The sequence below is a fragment of the Pseudarthrobacter ribosi genome, assembly GCF_055412865.1.
In genome coordinates, this window is the sequence record NZ_JBVAYZ010000032.1 from 27022 (window position 1) to 43475 (window position 16454).

16 protein-coding genes and 1 pseudogene are annotated in these 16454 nt (G+C 67.8%); 10 read left to right on the forward strand and 7 right to left on the reverse strand.

The window, feature by feature from the left end:
• The first annotated feature begins 66 nt into the window (after window positions 1–66).
• The 4 genes from ACZYZ5_RS20120 to ACZYZ5_RS20135 all read left to right on the forward strand — a co-directional run bounded on the left by ACZYZ5_RS20120 (window position 67) and on the right by ACZYZ5_RS20135 (window position 4081).
• A complete protein-coding gene (locus ACZYZ5_RS20120) occupies window positions 67–1431 on the forward strand; it encodes a flavin monoamine oxidase family protein (protein ID WP_463904115.1) in 1365 nt (454 codons plus the stop codon).
• 200 nt (window positions 1432–1631) lie between these two features.
• Window positions 1632–1976, forward strand: coding sequence for a cupin domain-containing protein (locus ACZYZ5_RS20125; protein ID WP_463904117.1), 345 nt, complete (start codon window positions 1632–1634; stop codon window positions 1974–1976).
• An 86-nt stretch (window positions 1977–2062) separates the two neighbouring features.
• Window positions 2063–3181, forward strand: a complete 1119-nt coding sequence (locus tag ACZYZ5_RS20130) for a hypothetical protein (RefSeq protein WP_463904118.1) — start codon at window positions 2063–2065, stop codon at window positions 3179–3181.
• A 210-nt stretch (window positions 3182–3391) separates the two neighbouring features.
• Entirely contained in the window at window positions 3392–4081 is a 690-nt protein-coding gene (locus ACZYZ5_RS20135) for a hypothetical protein (RefSeq protein WP_463904120.1), read from the forward strand.
• A gap of 48 nt (window positions 4082–4129) precedes the next feature.
• On the opposite strand, the gene ACZYZ5_RS20140 is transcribed toward ACZYZ5_RS20135, so the two are convergent.
• Window positions 4130–4402: a hypothetical protein gene (locus tag ACZYZ5_RS20140; RefSeq protein WP_463904121.1), complete on the reverse strand. Its 273-nt coding sequence runs from the start codon at window positions 4400–4402 to the stop codon at window positions 4130–4132.
• A gap of 640 nt (window positions 4403–5042) precedes the next feature.
• Entirely contained in the window at window positions 5043–6074 is a 1032-nt protein-coding gene (locus ACZYZ5_RS20145) for an IS110 family RNA-guided transposase (RefSeq protein ID WP_463904122.1), read from the reverse strand.
• A gap of 303 nt (window positions 6075–6377) precedes the next feature.
• Here ACZYZ5_RS20145 and ACZYZ5_RS20150 point away from each other — a divergent pair, with 303 nt between their 5' ends.
• Entirely contained in the window at window positions 6378–6578 is a 201-nt protein-coding gene (locus ACZYZ5_RS20150; RefSeq protein WP_463904123.1) for a hypothetical protein, read from the forward strand.
• 20 nt (window positions 6579–6598) lie between these two features.
• On the opposite strand, the gene ACZYZ5_RS20155 is transcribed toward ACZYZ5_RS20150, so the two are convergent.
• The 3 genes and pseudogenes from ACZYZ5_RS20155 to ACZYZ5_RS20165 form a co-directional block, all read right to left on the reverse strand.
• Window positions 6599–6937 (reverse strand): hypothetical protein, encoded by a 339-nt coding sequence (locus ACZYZ5_RS20155; protein ID WP_463904124.1) that lies wholly within the window; start codon window positions 6935–6937, stop codon window positions 6599–6601.
• 44 nt (window positions 6938–6981) lie between these two features.
• Window positions 6982–7716 (reverse strand): annotated as a pseudogene (locus ACZYZ5_RS20160) (DinB/UmuC family translesion DNA polymerase); the annotation flags it as partial.
• 127 nt (window positions 7717–7843) lie between these two features.
• A complete protein-coding gene (locus ACZYZ5_RS20165; RefSeq protein ID WP_463904125.1) occupies window positions 7844–8320 on the reverse strand; it encodes an FAD-binding oxidoreductase in 477 nt (158 codons plus the stop codon).
• 178 nt (window positions 8321–8498) lie between these two features.
• On the opposite strand from ACZYZ5_RS20165, the gene ACZYZ5_RS20170 reads away from it, so the two are divergent.
• Genes ACZYZ5_RS20170 through ACZYZ5_RS20185 form a run of 4 tightly spaced genes read left to right on the forward strand, consistent with a single transcriptional unit; the run spans window position 8499 to window position 11589 of the window.
• Window positions 8499–8909: a TOBE domain-containing protein gene (locus tag ACZYZ5_RS20170; RefSeq protein ID WP_463904126.1), complete on the forward strand. Its 411-nt coding sequence runs from the start codon at window positions 8499–8501 to the stop codon at window positions 8907–8909.
• Window positions 8906–9688 (forward strand): molybdate ABC transporter substrate-binding protein, encoded by a 783-nt coding sequence (gene modA, locus ACZYZ5_RS20175; RefSeq protein WP_463904127.1) that lies wholly within the window; start codon window positions 8906–8908, stop codon window positions 9686–9688. The genes ACZYZ5_RS20170 and modA overlap by 4 nt, the downstream gene beginning before the upstream one ends.
• Window positions 9689–9694: 6 nt before the next feature.
• Window positions 9695–10543, forward strand: a complete 849-nt coding sequence (locus ACZYZ5_RS20180) for an ABC transporter permease (RefSeq protein ID WP_463904129.1) — start codon at window positions 9695–9697, stop codon at window positions 10541–10543.
• The gene (locus tag ACZYZ5_RS20185) at window positions 10540–11589 is read left to right on the forward strand and encodes a sulfate/molybdate ABC transporter ATP-binding protein (RefSeq protein WP_463904130.1); all 1050 of its coding nucleotides are present in this window, start codon (window positions 10540–10542) and stop codon (window positions 11587–11589) included. Before ACZYZ5_RS20180 ends, ACZYZ5_RS20185 begins: the two co-directional genes overlap by 4 nt.
• On the opposite strand, the gene ACZYZ5_RS20190 is transcribed toward ACZYZ5_RS20185, so the two are convergent.
• The gene (locus tag ACZYZ5_RS20190) at window positions 11577–12101 is read right to left on the reverse strand and encodes a carboxymuconolactone decarboxylase family protein (RefSeq protein ID WP_463904132.1); all 525 of its coding nucleotides are present in this window, start codon (window positions 12099–12101) and stop codon (window positions 11577–11579) included. The genes ACZYZ5_RS20185 and ACZYZ5_RS20190 overlap by 13 nt on opposite strands.
• A gap of 878 nt (window positions 12102–12979) precedes the next feature.
• On the opposite strand from ACZYZ5_RS20190, the gene clpB reads away from it, so the two are divergent.
• On the forward strand, window positions 12980–15649 hold the full coding sequence (gene clpB / locus ACZYZ5_RS20195) for an ATP-dependent chaperone ClpB (RefSeq protein WP_463904133.1): 2670 nt from the start codon (window positions 12980–12982) through the stop codon (window positions 15647–15649).
• A gap of 91 nt (window positions 15650–15740) precedes the next feature.
• On the opposite strand, the gene ACZYZ5_RS20200 is transcribed toward clpB, so the two are convergent.
• Window positions 15741–16454: septum formation family protein (locus tag ACZYZ5_RS20200; protein WP_463904134.1), on the reverse strand; the 714-nt coding region annotated here is incomplete at its 5' end.

The window sequence follows — 16454 nt, forward strand, 5'->3', positions numbered from 1 at the left end:
GGTGCGTTGTGCCCAGACTCTGCCCCGAGAAATGACGAGCAATTCAGCCGGAAAAGGAGAATCAGCATGAATAACCAGTCCTCTCATGTCGATGTTGTCGTGGTAGGGGCCGGCTACGCGGGTCTGACCGCCGCCCGGGACCTTAAAAAGGCGGGTGTTTCGGTTGTCGTGCTTGAGGCCGATGACCGCGTCGGCGGCCGCTCCATGCCTGGAACTCTTGCGGGGTATGTCGTGGACCTTGGCGGGCAGTGGGCGGGCAGTAACCAGACCCACCTGCTGGCCCTGGCAAAGGAGTTCGGGGTCCAGACCTATCCGCAGTACATCGAGGGCGAGCACATCCTGGACGTCACGGGGCGCGAGGCCCGCTACAAGGAAGGCGAAGACCTTCCCCTTGAGCCTGCGGACGTCGCAGAGTTCAACAGGCTGATGGGCGAGCTGGATTCCCTGATCGGCAAGGTCGACGTCACCGCACCGGGGTCCGTGGAGGGCGCGGACGTTCTTGATTCCCAGACGTTCGAGAGCTGGCTGCAGGGTGCCACCACCTCGGAGCCGGCCCGGGCCGTCTTCCGGGTGATCGCGCAGACAGTGTATTGCGTCCAGCCCGGCCAGATGTCACCGTTTGCCGTGATGTTCTACAACGCCGCGGACGAGGGGATGGGACACATGATCGGCACCGTTGGCGGCGCCCAGGAGACCCTCTTCGTGGGCGGTGCCTGGCAGATGGCCTCGAAGCTGGCCGAGGAGCTCGGCGACACGGTCATCGTGAACGCGCCGGTACGGGCGATCGCGCAGACCGACGACGGGGTGACGGTCACATCCGACGCCGGCGTCTGGACGGCAGCGTTTGCCGTGGTGGCTGCCGCCCCGCCGATGGCCGGCCGGATCTCCTACACTCCCCCGATGCCCCCGCGCCGGGACGCCTTGACCCAGCGGATGCCGATGGGCAGCATCATCAAAATACACGTCGCCTACGAGACACCGTTCTGGCGCGCCAACGGGCTGACCGGATCAATCCTCTCCGACCGCACGGTCACGGGCTTTTGGATGGACCATACGGTCCCGGGCGTCAAAACCGGCGGCATGGTCGGCTTCTTCGGCGGCGGCTACGCCCAGGAGTGGGCCGAGCGTTCGTCCGAAGAGCGACGCGCCCAGGTCCTTGAAGATCTCGCCACGTACCTGGGACCCGAGGCGAAGAACCCGATCGAGTATGTGGAACAGTCCTGGCCGGCCGCCCCCTGGCAGCGGGGAGCATATTGGGCCATGCCCAGTCCCGGCGCCCTGACCGCCTTTGGGGAAGCCCTCCGGGCACCGGTCGGCCGGATCCACTGGGCCGGCACCGAAACGGCCGACGAAAACATTGGCTATCTCGACGGCGCAATCCAGTCCGGTGAGCGGGTCGCCGGCGAGATCGTCAAGCAGCTTAAGTCCTAGCAAATCGTCTTTGTGCCATAGCAGGACATGCCTTAGCACGGCGTATCCGGCGCCCGAATGCGGACGGATCGAAGGATCAGTCGATAGCGGCGGGCAACTCCGGCACCCTCGCTAGCTGCGTGCTAGCTCACAGCGACAACAGCCGTCGTACCAAACAAATTGGCCGCGCAAACCGCCGGCCACGCCCCCTGGAGGGAAACATGGCAACCACCACTGAATACCGCAGCTCCTCCGTGACCGCCGAGTCATGGGAACCGCTCATCGAGGAAGGCCGGGAGACCGGCCAGATCCACTGGCTCCGCCGGGAGGGAGAAGGAGGCCCGCTGACCGGACTGTGGCGGATTAGCGCCGAGCAGGGCGCCGAAATCCCCTACCGCGCCGACGGCATCGACAACTTCCACGTGATCGAAGGCGAAGCCGAGTTGGAAACCGCCGCCGGGGACAGAATTCCGCTCGTCACCGGGGGTATCTACTCCTTCCCTGACGGGTTCACGGCCACGTGGAGAACCAAGTCGGACTTCCTCAAGTTCTTTGTCGTCGGCTAGACGTACTTTCGCGGCAGGGCCTCGGGCTCGCGCCCTTATATCAGCGCGCGGTGCTGAGATGACGTGACAACAGAGGGAGATACATCGTGAGTGATCGGGTCGGGTCGTCGTCGGCGCTCTGCGTTCTGCTCCTGTGCTTCGACGGGGCTAAGCGCGCCGCTCAGATACGGCGGCCACTGAGCAAGCAGCTTGAGCAGCAAGACAGCGCCGTCCTCGATTCGGCCATCATCCGGGTGGACGGGCAAGGGAAGGCCAGGGTCTACGACCCGCAGCGCACGGTGGCGGGTGCCTTGACCGCGGCGCTGACGTGGGGGGTGTTTGGCCTGCTCTCTAGCGGGTTAATCGGCCCGATAGGGTGGGCGGTGATCGGTGCCGTCTGCGGGGGGCTCTTTGCCTACTACTCCGAGCAGCCCCTGAGCGGGACGCAGTTGCGCCGTATCGGTGAGGGCATGCCGCCGGACTCGTCCGCGATCGTAGTGTTCATGAAATCCGCCGACGAGGCGCTCCTGTCAACCACGGCGGCGTACGAGCCGACGACAGCAAGTCTGGTGGCGGTCTCGGGGGAGCTGTCCGCCCGCGTGCTGGCCGCCCCCGGTGGCCCCGCCGGGGTGGCCACCGGGCCGGGAGGGCAGCTGCCTGCGGCCGAGAAGAGCAGCGACCGGGACACACTGTTGAACATGCTGCTGGTGCGCCTGCCCGGGCAGCACACGGTCCGCGAAGCGCTCCCCAAGCTCGCCGCCACGGGCAAGACGCCCGATCCGGGCCTCCCGCAGGTCGAGGTGGTGCTCGAGTCCGACGCTCGTGGTGGGCTGCACGTGTACAGCCCGAACTTCGGGGTGCGCTTTAGCGCCAGGAGCTCCCTGACGAGCTGGGGTGTGTTGGGGCTGATCTTTGGAGCGATCGGCGGCCTCACCGGTGGTGGCGGGATCCTGGGCTTCCTCGGGGGCGGCCTGATCACCGGCATCGTCTGGGGAGCCTTCGGCATACTCGCGGGGGCGCTCTACGGACTGTTCGTGGGAAACGTCCTGTCTGCCCGGCAGCGGAAAAAGTTTGATGGGCTTGTGCCGCCGAATAGCTCGCTGGCGTTCCTGTGGGCGGACGGCGACCTCACCCACGAGGCCATCGATGGGCAGGCGTTGCCCGGAGCGCAGCGGATGGTTGTTCGGTTCGACTCCACTACAAAGGGCATCGTCTTGAGTACTTAAGAGATTCTCGGGACTCTGTGGTGGTTCGGGGCCAGGGGATTTGTTCTGGCGCGGCCGCCATCGCGGGGGCGTGTCTACAGATTCTCGTAAAACGGGGAGGGTGAAGAGGGCTCTCTCCGGGAGGTCGTCGTCGGGCTGTCTGTCATTTTCCGGAGTTGGACGTACAGGATGTGAGTCCCCTGAGGGGGAGGGAATGAAAGGGGGCCAGAAATGGCCACCAGTTCAGTCACTAGTAACGGCTACGCCAATGCCGAGCGGGTCGGCTTCGCCGTGCTCATGATCGGCGCGCCCATCCTCATGCTCGGAGCGGCGTTCCTGCACCCGCGGCACGGAATCGAGGACGGCATGGCATATTATGCTGCCTCGCACGGGCACCCCACGGAGTTCTACATCTCCCACACGCTGTTCTTCCTCGCAGCGGTCCTCTTCGTGCCCGCCGTCGTCGGACTGGCGCGAATGGCGCACCCCAGCAATCCCAAGGCCGCCTTCTGGGGCTGCATACTCTCTCTCATGGGCTTCGTCGGCTACGGAGCGATGGACGGCATGGACTACATGGCCTGGGTGGCCGGGAAACCGGACACCGGACTGGACCAGGCAGCGATGCAACAGTACATCGTGACCGCTCTGAGCACCCTTGCCATCATGATCCCGGTTCTGCTGGTCTTCATCCTGCTCCCGGTCGGTCTGTGCGTGCTCGCTGTCGGTCTCGCCCGGGCTCACGTCCTTCACCCTGTGCTCGCGGCGTTGATGCCGTTGGGCATGCTGGGCATTGCAGTGGGTCTCGCACAACCTGCGCTGCTCGTCATCTCAGCCGTCGCCCTGCTCGCCAGTTTCGGCACGGCCGGTGTGAAGCTGCTGAAGACACCGGCAGGGATGCTGCCCGAGCCGCACCCGGTGTGACCTGATCCTGCAACCGGACTTCCGAAAGGCCCCTCTAGCTCCAGGAGGTCACGATGTCTCCAGGGCGTCCACCTCAGCGGCATCCAGCAACGCTGCCGAATCGCCGCCGGTGGCCCGGGCCAGATCGTCCAATGCCTTGAAATGGACCCGGGCAAGGGTCATGGCCACCAGCTCCAGATATGCGGCGCCGTTGCGCTGTTCCAGGCCGCCCAAATATTCGTGCATGCGCCCGTCAAAGCCGCCGGGCCCCTCGGCCTCTTCCGCGGCCATCCTCGTCAGCGTGAGCGCTGCGAGGTCCGGGTTGTCGTAGATGAGTCCCATGGGCCACGCTACGCATCCCACCAGGGTCGTCAAGAGCAGGTGCTAGCGCCAGCGGAAGGCCCCCAGTGCGCGAAGCAGGGGAGAGGGATTGGTCTTGAGCAGGTCAACGGGGCGGGCTCCGGCCAGGTCCCTGGAGGGGGTGACCATCCAGACCGTGAAGTAGATGCTTCTATATCCGTCAAGGCCGCAAGGTAAAGCGGTTGGGCTTCTTGTGGTGGCCTCGAGAAGTCCGGCAGACGTTGCTGTAGGAATGCAGAGCGGATCCGCCCGATGCCGATCCATCGAAGGATGTCATGTATTCATAAGTGCGGTTAGGGTTTGGGCATGCGTGAAGACGAAGTCGGACCTGGGCAGGGGAAGAAGCTGCTGTATCCAAGGATGCGTCTGTTTGTCACGGTCCTGTATCTGGTAGGGGCAGCGATCTGGGCGGGCTTAGCTTTCTCGTGGAAAGGGGAGGCCCAGATTTGGTCTTATGTCCTCGTAGCTATATTCCTCTCCATGGCCGCAATCAACTTTTTCTCAAGCAGGAAGTCACCCAAGCGCAATGAGGGCCCAGGTGTAGACCTAGGACACCGCTGAAAGCATCAATTTGATGCCACGATGGGGTTTGGTTCGCTGTTCACAGCTTCGGTTGCTGCGTTTAGTGTCCGATAGATCTGTCGGGTGATGTATCGCTTGAGGCTGCGGATGATCTCTTTCTTGGTGCGCCCTGGCTTGTTCGTCTGGCGACGTATTCCTTAGTGGCTTGGTCCCTGTTCATTCTGATGAGTGCGACGGTGTAGATGGCTTTGTTGAGTTGCCGGTCGCCTCCGCGGTTCAGCCTGAATCTTGTTGTGCCACCTGATGAGGCCGGAACTGGGCATGTGCCGGCAAGAGCAGCGAAAGCCGCCTCAGACCGGACTCTTCCGGTGTGTGACCAGGCCGTGAGGATGATTGCGGCAAGCACCGGGCCGATTCCGTAGATATTCAGAAGGGCCGGCTGGACTTGCTGCACGAGTGCCTCAAGTTCTGCGTGGTTTTGGGCCATTTGTTCTTGCAGAGTCAGGATTTGCTTCGCTAACCTGACGGCTTCCCGCCGGCAGGTTTGAGTTCCGAATTCCTCGTTCCGTTCCCGCCAAGCTGCGATCGTGTTGATCTGGGTGACAGTCAAGGGTTTGCGGGCGTCCAGCCCGAGCTCCACGATACGTAGGAGGGCCGTCAGAGCGTTGATGGCTGCAGTGCGTTCCCGGGCCATCGTCCGACGCGCATTCGAGAGGACCCGAAGTGCCATCTGGTTCTGGCCCGAGCGTGGTTCCCGCAGGCGGTCCATAGGGATGCTGAGGGTAGCTCGTGCTGCGCGGGTGGCGTCGATAGCATCCGACTTACCCTGGTATCGGCCGAGCCGTTGGTTCGGGACGGGCGCTTCGGTGACTTGGAAGCCGGCGCCCGCGGCCTGATGCCTCAGTTTCGCACCATACGATCCGGTTCCTTCCATGGAGAGCAGGACCAAGTCAGGAGATGCGCCGGTGCGGCGCAGAATCCAGGACAATGCCCGGTTGCCTCCGGTTGCGGTGGCCGGGAAAGTTTCGTTCGCTATTTCTCCACCGCTCGCGGTACTGATGATAGCGAGGGTGTGCGTTTTGGCGTGGGTATCAATGCCGACGACGAAGCCGAAGTGCTCTGCCACGATCATCTTTTCCTCCTGAGTGCCGGGAATGGAAGTGCGTCGGTGGGTTACGGCGTGGCAGGTCTGTAATGGGCCACACCCGGTGCAGGGTGGGCATGCTTCTAATCAGGCCAGCGCTGTAGACAGAACCGATGCTGGGCCCGGCCAGGGCGGACATATCCAAGAAAGCGCACTCCGCAGAACTGAGTTCGGAGGCAAACCCATGGGTGAGTCACACCCCAGCCAGGCCACAGCACCAGACTGCCAGCCGCTCACAGAGCAACCGGGTAAAGACTTACAGTTGTGCGGGATGTCCAGCTCCATCGCACGTTGAAAGAGCGCAACGACGGTGGGGCGGAGCTGGCCGCCGGGGAGGAACTGGAATCCCGGGCAGAAGGTCCCGTCGTCGATGAAGACGCGGACGAGCTGCCGCATCACCGGTTCGGGGTCTTCCATGAGCTCGGAGAGCCGGCGCCGCACCTGCTGCAGGGTCGGCAGCGTGAATTCCGTCCGGATCCCTGCCCACGTTAGATCGTTGATGGGCTTGGGGTTCAATTCTCGGTGGCTTCGTCGGCGTCGCTGATGCTCTCCAGCAGCCACTGGGTGGAGAGCGGTGCCCGGCGCAGGGTGGCGGTCCGGAGACCGGAGTGGGTGCCGGAACGGACCTGAACCCGCCAGAATTCGATGCTGACCAGGTCCCCGCTGCCGACGGCTGCTGTGCGGCGGGTGTCCCACCAGGCGTCCCGTCCGTACCAGTGTTGGGAATCCGTGTCGGGATCGACCAGCCAGATCCGTCCGTCGTGCCGGATGGCCAGGGGTTTGCCTGACGCGTCGGTACGGACCAGTGTGTCGGGGGTCTGGAGGGCGGTGTCGGCGATGGCGGTGCTCATGGGGGTGCGTTCTTTCGTGGTGCGGTCGTGCTGGCGTGTTTGGGTTAGGCGGCTTTGACGAGGGGGAGTTCGTCCCAGTGGGTGGTGTAGCGGGGGGAGAGCATGTCCCGTTTCATGGTCCAGTCCGGTCCGCCGCGGATGCCGCCGTGGCCCAGGCCGATGGAGCCGCGGCCGTACCGGCGGGTGATGTCTTCGAGGAGTGTTCCGACGTGGCGTTCCTCGTGCGGGTTTTCGAACAGGGCCAGGGGTGCCTGGTTGCCGGTGGGCCTCAGGTCGGTGACCATGATCCCGGCCCGGGCGTACCGGATGCCCTCGCAGATCCGGGGCAGGAGCGCGTGGGCGGCCTTGGTCAGGATCACCGGGTCGGCGGTCGGCATCGGCAGCGGCACGCAGACGGAGGGGTAGGAGGTGTCTTTCGGGTTGAAGCGTGAGGTGCCGGCGAACGCGGTGAGGACTTTGGCCTGGAGTCCGTGTTTGGCCAGCCGCGCGGAGGCCTGCTGGCCGTAGACGCTCATGACCTGCCGGATCCCGGCGGCGGTGGTGATGGGGGTGGCGAAGGAGCGGGAGAAGATGAGCTGGTCCCGGCCGATGCGTTCTTCCTCCATCGGGATGCAGGGGGTGCCCTGCAGTTCCAGGACGGTGCGCATCATGACCACGGAGAAGCGGTCCCGGATCATGACCGGATCGGCCCGGGACAGGTCAAGGATCGAATGGATTCCCAGGGCGTTGAGGCGTTTGGTCAGCCGCGTGGCGACACCCCAGATCTCGATCACGGACACGGCGACCGCCATCTTGCCGACCATCTCCGGGGGCATGCCGGGTTCGGATGGGACGGTGAGGTAGATGATCGCGCCGGTTTCCTCATTCGGTGCCGCCAGGGCCAGTTCCCGGTAGCCCCGGCTGATTTCATCCGCCGCGTCGCCGGGCCACAGCATCAGGCCCGCGTGGACCGTCGGACCGAGCCGGTGCAGCCCGAACGTGAAGGAAGTGGCGACGCCGAAATTCCCGCCGCCGCCGTGCAGGGCCCAGAACAACTCGGAGTTTTCCGCGGCGCTGGCGGTGACCTGCTCCCCCGACGCGGAACTCCCCGCACGTCAGCCCGGCGCCGGCGGTGACCGTGCGGGCGTCCGGGTCCACGCTGACGGACTTCATCGGCCGCACATCGATCGCCAGGCCGCCGTCGTTCAGTGACATGCCGGCGACGGAATGACCGCCGGCGCGCACGGCGACGGCAAGGTTGTGGTCCCTGGCGTATTTCAGCGCCTCGGCGACGTCGGCCGGAGAGCTGCAGGGGGCAATCACCGCCGGACGGCGGTCGATCATGGCGTTGAACAGCGTCCGGGACTCGTCGTAGCCCGGGTCAACAGGTGTAATCCACTTCACGGCGGTGCTCCTCGGCGACCGCGGCTCCACCCCTCGCGGAAATTTTAAGTCCGGTGGCGGCGCCGGGGCTAGAGCGAGCGGGTCCGGGCCGGTCGAAGCCAGCGCGCGGGGGACGAGGGTCCGAATTTGCGGGTTCAGTAGCGGGTTCCAGTCCGCAAGTGCGGGTTAGAGTAGCCCTATGCCTAATATTCGCGTTTCCGAGGCGGCCCGTTTGCTGGGTGTCAGCGACGACACCATCCGGCGCTGGACCGAGAACGGAAGCCTGACCCCGCTCAAGGACAACGCCGGACGGCTTGCCGTCGACGGGCTGGAACTCGCACGGCTCGCCCGGGAGCAGGCCCAGCTTCCGGAGGACCCGGCCAAGGCCGGCAGCTCGGCCCGCAACCGCTTCACCGGCCTCGTCACGGCGATCACCGCCGACACCGTTATGGCCCAGGTGGAACTGCAGTGCGGGCCGTTCCGGGTGGTGTCTCTGATGAGCAGCGAGGCCGTGCGGGAACTCGGCCTGGAGCTCGGCTCGGTCGCGACCGCCGTCGTCAAAGCCACCACGGTGATTATCGAAACACCCAAAGGCAAGGGGGTCATATGAGGCCCGCCCTCAGGGCCGCCGCCGCGCTGGCGGCAGGCGTGGTTGCCGCCGGCCTGGCGGGCTGCGCCGCGCCGGCCGGGGATGCCGGGGATGCCGGGGACGCCGGTAGGACCGTCACCGTCTTCGCCGCTGCTTCCCTCAAGGCCCCCTTCACGGCGCTCGCCGAGCAGTTCGAGGCCGCGAACCCCGGAACCACCGTGACCCTCAGCTTTGCAGGGTCCTCCGACCTCGCCACCCAGATCAGCCAGGGCGCCCCGGCGGATGTCTTCGCGTCCGCCGACGCCAACACCATGGCAAGGCTGAGCGGTGCGGGGCTGGTGGAAGGATCGCCCCGGGACTTCGCGAGCAATGTGCTGACCATCGCCGTGCCCCCGGGGAATCCCGCGCCCATCGCCTCCTTTGCCGATCTCGCCCGTCCCGGCGTCAGGACGGTCATCTGCGCGGCGCAGGTCCCGTGCGGCGCGGCCGCGAAGGCGGTCGAGCAGGACACCGGCGTCACGCTGGCACCGGTCAGCGAGGAATCGTCCGTGACCGATGTCCTGGGCAAGGTCATCTCGGGGGAGGCCGACGCCGGGCTGGTCTACGTCACGGACGTCAAGGCCGCCCGGGACAAGGTGCAGGAGGTCCCCTTCCCGGAGGCGGCGCAGGCCGTGAACACCTATCCGATTGCGGCGGTGCGGACCGGCAAGGACAAGGAACTCGCGGCCACTTTCATCGAGGCCGTCCTGGGCCCGGACGGCCAGCAACTCCTCCGCGGCGCCGGATTCGGCACCCCCTAGGTGCGCATGCGACGTCGGAGAGACAGCACCTACAACGGCATTCCGCGCTGGGTCATGGCCGTTGCCGCCGTCGGGGCGCTGTTGGTGCTGCTGCCGCTCGCGGCCATGCTGGGCCGGGTCAACTGGCCGCAGTTCATCCCGCTCATCACCTCGGAATCCTCCCTCACCGCCCTGGGGCTTAGTCTTCGCACGGCTGCCGCGAGCACGGTGCTGTGCGTGCTGTTCGGGGTGCCGCTGGCGCTGGTGCTGGCCCGCGGCGACTTCCCGGGCCAGCGGCTGCTGCGGTCCTTCGTCCTGCTGCCGCTCGTGCTGCCCCCCGTGGTGGGCGGTATCGCGCTGCTGTACGCCTTCGGACGCCAGGGCCTCCTGGGGCAGAGCCTCGAAATCGCCGGCATCCAGATCGCATTCACGACGACGGCGGTGGTGCTCGCCCAGACCTTCGTGGCCCTGCCGTTCCTGGTGGTCAGCCTCGAAGGCGCCCTCCGGTCGGCCGGCAGCCGGTACGAGGCCGTCGCCGCGACCCTCGGTGCGCGCCCCACCACCGTGCTGCGCCGGGTCACCCTGCCGCTGGTCCTGCCCGGTCTCGCGTCCGGGGCCGTGCTTTCCTTCGCCCGGAGCCTGGGCGAATTCGGCGCCACGCTCACGTTCGCCGGCAGCCTGCAGGGCGTCACCCGTACGCTGCCGCTGGAGATCTACCTGCAGCGGGAGACCGACGCCGACGCCGCCGTCGCGCTGTCCCTGCTGCTGGTCATCGTGGCGGTCGTCGTCGTCGGGCTCACCTACCGGGGACCCGCGCCCGCCGGCTCCGGCGGCCGGACGGCGCCCCCCGGCACCCCCGCGCGGGCGGCGGCATGACGTTCACGCTCGACGCCGCCCTCGCCGCCCGCCGCTTTGAGGTCTCGCTGAGCCTGGCGCCGGGCGAGACGGTGGCCGTGCTCGGCCCGAACGGGGCCGGGAAATCCACGCTGCTCTCCGTGGTCGCCGGGCTGCTCCGCCCGGACACCGGCCGGGCCGGAGTGAACGGCCGGGTGCTGTTCGAGCTCGGTGCCGGCGTGCACACCTGGACCGCGCCGCATCGCCGCGGAACCGCCCTGCTGGCCCAGGACCCCCTGCTGTTTCCGCACCTGAGCGCCCTCGAAAACGTCGCCTTCGGGCCGCGGAGCGCGGGCGTTCCCAAGCGGGAAGCGCGGGAGGCGGCCCGGCACTGGCTGGCCGAGGTCGACGCCGCCGACCTCGCCGACCGCCGGCCCGGGGAGCTGTCCGGCGGGCAGGCGCAGCGCGTGGCGGCGGCCCGTGCCCTGGCCGTGAACCCGGAGATCCTGCTGCTGGACGAGCCCCTCGCCGCCCTTGACATCCATGCGGCTCCGTTGCTGCGGCGGCTGCTCAAGCGCGTGCTCGCCGGGCGGCGCGCCATCATCGTCACCCACGACGTCCTGGATGCCTACATGCTCGCGGACCGGGTGATTGTGATGGAGGAGGGCCGGATCACCGAGGACGGGCCCACCCGTGACGTGCTCCGGCGGCCGCGCAGCCGCTTCGCCGCGGGGCTGGCCGGGCTGAACCTGGTGGCGGGCACCGCGACGCCCGCCGGGATCCGGTCCGCCGAGGGCCTGGAGTTCGCGGGCCAGCACGACGCGCCGCTGGTTCCCGGGCAGGCCGGCGTGGCGGCGTTCCCGCCGTCGGCCGTGTCCCTGTTCCTGAGCGAGGCGCACGGCAGCCCGCGGAACTCGTTCCCCGTCACGGTCACGGACCTGGAGCCGCACGGGGACCAGATCCGGGTCCGCGCCGGCGAGCTGTCCGCGGACGTGACCCCTGCCGCCTCCGCCGACCTCGGGCTGGCGCCGGGCCTTGAGGTCTATTTCGTGGTCAAGGCGGCGGCGGTGTCGATCTACCCGGCCTGACGGCGGCCGGAGGTGCCGGGCTCCCCGCGGTCCTTCCGGACAGGGTGCTGGCTGACGATGGACACCCGGTTGAAGGCGTTCATGGCGATCACCAGCCAGCTGATGGCGGAGAACTGCCCGTCCGTGAGGTGTTTCCGGGCGGCAGCGCCCTCGTGCTCGCGGGCCCGGGCGTCCGAGATGTTGGTGATCGCCTCGGCCAGGGTCAGGGCGGCGCGTTCCGTCTCGGTGAAGAGGTTCGTGTCCCGCCAGGCGGGCAGGACGGCCAGGCGCTGCGCGGATTCGCCGTTTTTCACGGCGTCGCCCACGTGCAGGTCCAGGCAGTAGGCGCAGCCGTTGATCTGTGAGATGCGGACATTCAGCAGCTCGATCAGCGTCCGGTCCAGGCCGGCCTCGTCCGCGGCCTCCTTGGCTTTGAGGCCCAGTCCGTTGAGGGCCCGCCAGGCGGCCGGGTGCTCCTTGTCCAGAAAGATGGATCCGGTGGTGTGGTGCTGCGCTGCCGCTTTCTCATCCATGGTCAAAAGACTACCCACGGAAAACTTCAAAAAGGGACGTGACAGTCTTGTCATACGTGTGACAAGATACCTGAACAACTAAATCCCCTGCGGGAGCGGTTCCCTCGACCGCTCCTCGGAGCTGGCCCGCCGACATCGGGCCAGCCCCCATCAAACGACGGTCGGCTCCTTGGGGGAGCCGACCGTCGAATGGGTTAACGGGGCTTAGGTCATCTGGCGGCGGGGAGGCCAGGCCGCGGGCGCGGCGGGGAGGCCAGGCCGCGGGCGCGGCGGGACAGGCCCTGGCTGCGCGGGACATGTCCAGTCCCGCGCCCGGGGAGTGGGCATATTAGGACTATGTCCACCGGTTCGCCTGCACGGAGGGCATGTCCCTTCCCAAACCTGGACCCGCGCCCCCGCGCGGAGGGCATGTCCATTCCTGCGCTCCGGTCCTTGGGCGCATGTCCAGCTCCGGGTCCGGGGAGTGGGCATATTGGGACTATGTCCAGCGGCCCGCCCGCGCGGAGGGCATGTCCCTTCCCAAACCTGGACGCGCGCGCCCGCGCGGAGGGCATGTCCCTTCCCAAACCTGGACGCGCGCGCCCGCGCGGAGGGCATGTCCCTTCCCAAACCTGGACGCGCGCGCCCGCGCGGAGGGCATGTCCCTTCCCAAACCTGGACGCGCGCGCCCGCGCGGAGGGCATGTCCCTTCCCAAACCTGGACCCGCGCCCCGCACAGAGGTCATGTCCCCCCGGGGCGGAGCAGGTTTGCCCCCGGGGGACTCCGGCACTAGACAGCAGTTTCGCCGTCGGCAAACATGGAGTCAAACGGACCCTGTGCAAAGTTGAGCGGAGTAGACTCAACTTTGATATCAGCATGTTCCCGGAAGGAGCTCTCTTTGGACGCCAAATTCACCACCAAGAGCCAGGAGGCTCTTGCGGCAGCCGCCATGAACGCCTCGACGGCAGGCAACCCCCAGCTCGAACCCGCTCATCTGCTCAAGGCACTCATGGACCAGCGCGAGGGGGTGGCCGTGGCGCTCCTCCGCGCCACCGGCACGGATCCGGATTCCGTCAGCGTCCAGGCCAGCGCCGCGATCAAGGCCCTCCCCTCGACCTCCGGCAGTTCGGTGCAGCAGCCGCAGCTGTCCCGCACCGCCCTGCAGGCCATCAAGAACGCCCAGAACGAGGCCGAGCGGCTCGGGGACACGTTTGTCTCCACCGAGCACCTGCTGCTGGGGCTCGCGTCCGGAAGTGACGCCGTCGGCAGGCTGATGCGCGACGCCGGCGCCTCCCACGAGGCCCTCCTGGCCGCCCTCCCGGGTGTCCGCGGCGACCGCAAGGTGGACACCGCCGATCCCGAAAACACCTTCCAGGCCCTGGAGAAGTACGGCACTGACCTCACCGCGATTGCCCGCTCCGGCAAGCTGGACCCCGTGATCGGCCGCGACGCCGAGATCCGCCGCATCATCCAGGTGCTCAGCCGCCGGACCAAGAACAACCCCGTCATCATCGGCGAACCCGGCGTCGGGAAGACCGCCGTCGTCGAGGGCCTCGCCCAGCGGATCGTCGCCGGCGACGTGCCCGAAAGCCTGCGCGGCAAAACCCTGATCGCCCTGGACCTTGCGTCCATGGTGGCCGGCGCCAAGTACCGCGGCGAATTCGAGGAACGGCTCAAGGCCGTCCTGGAGGAAATCAAGGGCTCCGAGGGCCAGATCGTGACCTTCATCGACGAGCTCCATACCGTGGTGGGGGCCGGCGCCACCGGGGACAGCTCCATGGACGCCGGGAACATGCTCAAGCCAATGCTCGCCCGCGGCGAGCTGCGGCTGATCGGCGCCACCACCCTGGACGAGTACCGCGAAAACATCGAGAAGGACCCCGCCCTGGAACGCCGCTTCCAGCAGGTCTACGTCGGGGAGCCGAGCGTGGAGGACACCATCGGCATCCTGCGCGGACTCAAGGAACGCTACGAGGCGCACCACAAGGTCGCCATCGCCGACTCCGCCCTCGTCGCCGCCGCCACCCTCTCCAACCGCTACATCTCCGGCCGCCAGCTCCCGGACAAGGCGATCGACCTCGTCGACGAGGCCGCGTCCCGGCTGCGGATGGAAATCGATTCCGCCCCGGAGGAGATCGACCAGCTGCGCCGTTCCGTGGACCGCCTGACCATGGAGGAACTGGCCCTGGCCAACGAGACCGACCCCGCGTCGGTAGAGCGGCTGGCCGCCCTCCGGGCGGACAAGGCGGACAAGAAAGAGGAACTCGCCGGGCTCAACGCCCGCTGGGAAGCCGAGAAGGCTGGCCTGAACCGCGTCGGCGACCTCAAGGCCCGAATCGACGAACTGCGCTCCGCCGCCGAGAAATTCCAGCGCGAAGGCGACCTCGAGGCCGCCTCCCGGATCCTGTACGGCGAACTCCCCGCCCTGGAGCGGGAACTCAACGAAGCCGCCGAGGCGGAGTCGGCCCGGGTGGCCGGCGGCGGCGCCAAGCAGGAACTCATGGTGGCCGAAGAGGTCACCGCCGACGACATCGCCGAGGTGATTTCCGCCTGGACCGGCATCCCCGCCGGCCGCATGCTGCAGGGCGAAAGCCAGAAGCTGCTGGAGATGGAGCATGTCCTGGGCCAGCGGCTCATCGGCCAGGCCAAGGCCGTCACCGCGGTCTCGGACGCCGTCCGCCGGGCCCGGGCCGGCATCAGCGACCCCAACCGGCCCACCGGCTCCTTCCTGTTCCTCGGCCCCACGGGTGTCGGAAAGACCGAACTCGCGAAGGCTCTGGCCGACTTCCTGTTCGACGACGAACGCGCCATGGTGCGGATCGACATGTCCGAATACTCCGAGAAGCACTCGGTGGCCCGGCTCGTCGGGGCGCCCCCCGGCTATGTGGGCTACGAGGAGGGAGGCCAGCTGACCGAGGCCGTCCGCCGCCGCCCGTACTCCGTGCTGCTGCTGGACGAGGTGGAGAAGGCCCACCCCGAGGTGTTCGACATCCTCCTGCAGGTGCTCGACGACGGCCGGCTCACCGACGGCCAGGGCCGCACCGTGGACTTCCGCAACGTGATCCTGGTGCTCACGTCCAACCTTGGCAGCCAGTTCCTGGTCGACCCGGCCCTGGACGCCAACGCCAAGCGCCGGGCCGTCATGGCCACCGTGGACGCCTCCTTCAAGCCCGAGTTCCTGAACCGGCTCGATGAGGTGGTGCTGTTCGACCCGCTAAGCGTCGAGGAGCTGTCCCGGATCGTGGAGCTGCAGGTCAAGGAACTGGGCGAACGCCTCAAGGGCCGCCGGCTCAACCTGGAAGTCACCGAGGGCGCCCGCGCCTGGCTTGCCGTGACCGGCTTCGACCCGGCCTACGGCGCGCGGCCGCTACGCCGCCTGGTGCAGCGCGAAATCGGCGACCGGCTGGCCAAGGCCATCCTCGCGGGCGACATCACGGACGGCGACACCGTGCTGGTGGACACCGCACCGGACCTCACGGAGCTGACCCTGGGCGGCGTCGACGCGTCGGACCGGCCCGACGGCGGCGCCTCCACCGGCAGCGGGCTCTCCGTCCGCCGCAAGGAGTAACGCGGCATTAAACACGGCCTGCCAGCCGGAGCGTGCTCCGGCTGGCAGGCCTCTTCCGTGCAGAACCCCGTGAGGGACCGGCGGGATCCCTCTAGGGGACCAGAGATTCCATGATGACGTTCCCGGCATCCGCGGTCACGTAGCAGTCCACGCGGCGGTCGCCCTTGTCCCAGCTCGAGGAGCTCGGGTAGGCGTTGCGCTGGAGCAGGTTGTAGGTGGTGGCGGCAGCGGCCAACTGCGCACTGCGGCACGTTTCGCGGCCCTTGTCCTTCAGCGCGTCCAGGCCGGGATAGGTATCGGGTGCCTGATAGTGGTGGACCGCGATCAGCTGGGCCGAGTGACCCGTGGTGCAGTCCACAATGGTGGACTGCGGCGCCTCCGGATCGAAATCCTTGAAACAGTCGCCGGGCTGGAAGTCCAGCGGGCCGACCCCCTCCAGCGGCAGCGGTCCCCGGCTCGCGGGGGCGGCCGACGTCGCGGCGGCAGCGGGGGCGACGTCCGCCGCGGGCTGCTTCGGGCTGCCGCCCAGCGAGGTCAGCCCCCAGATCAGCAGGCCAATGACGACGACGGCGGCTGCGGCGGCGCCGATCCGCGCGGAACTCTGGCGGCGTACCCAGCCGCCCAGCCGTGACGTTCTGTTCGAGGCAGCCTTTCCGGCCCTTGCCAGAGTGGCGGTTGCGGTCCCGGCGGCAGCCATCCCCGCCGCGCGCGCTTTCCCGGCGGCAGCCGTCCCTGCAGCGCGCGCTTTCGCGGCACCGGCGGCGGCCGCGGCCCCCGGGACGCGCCCGGCGCGGCCGGAGCGCGG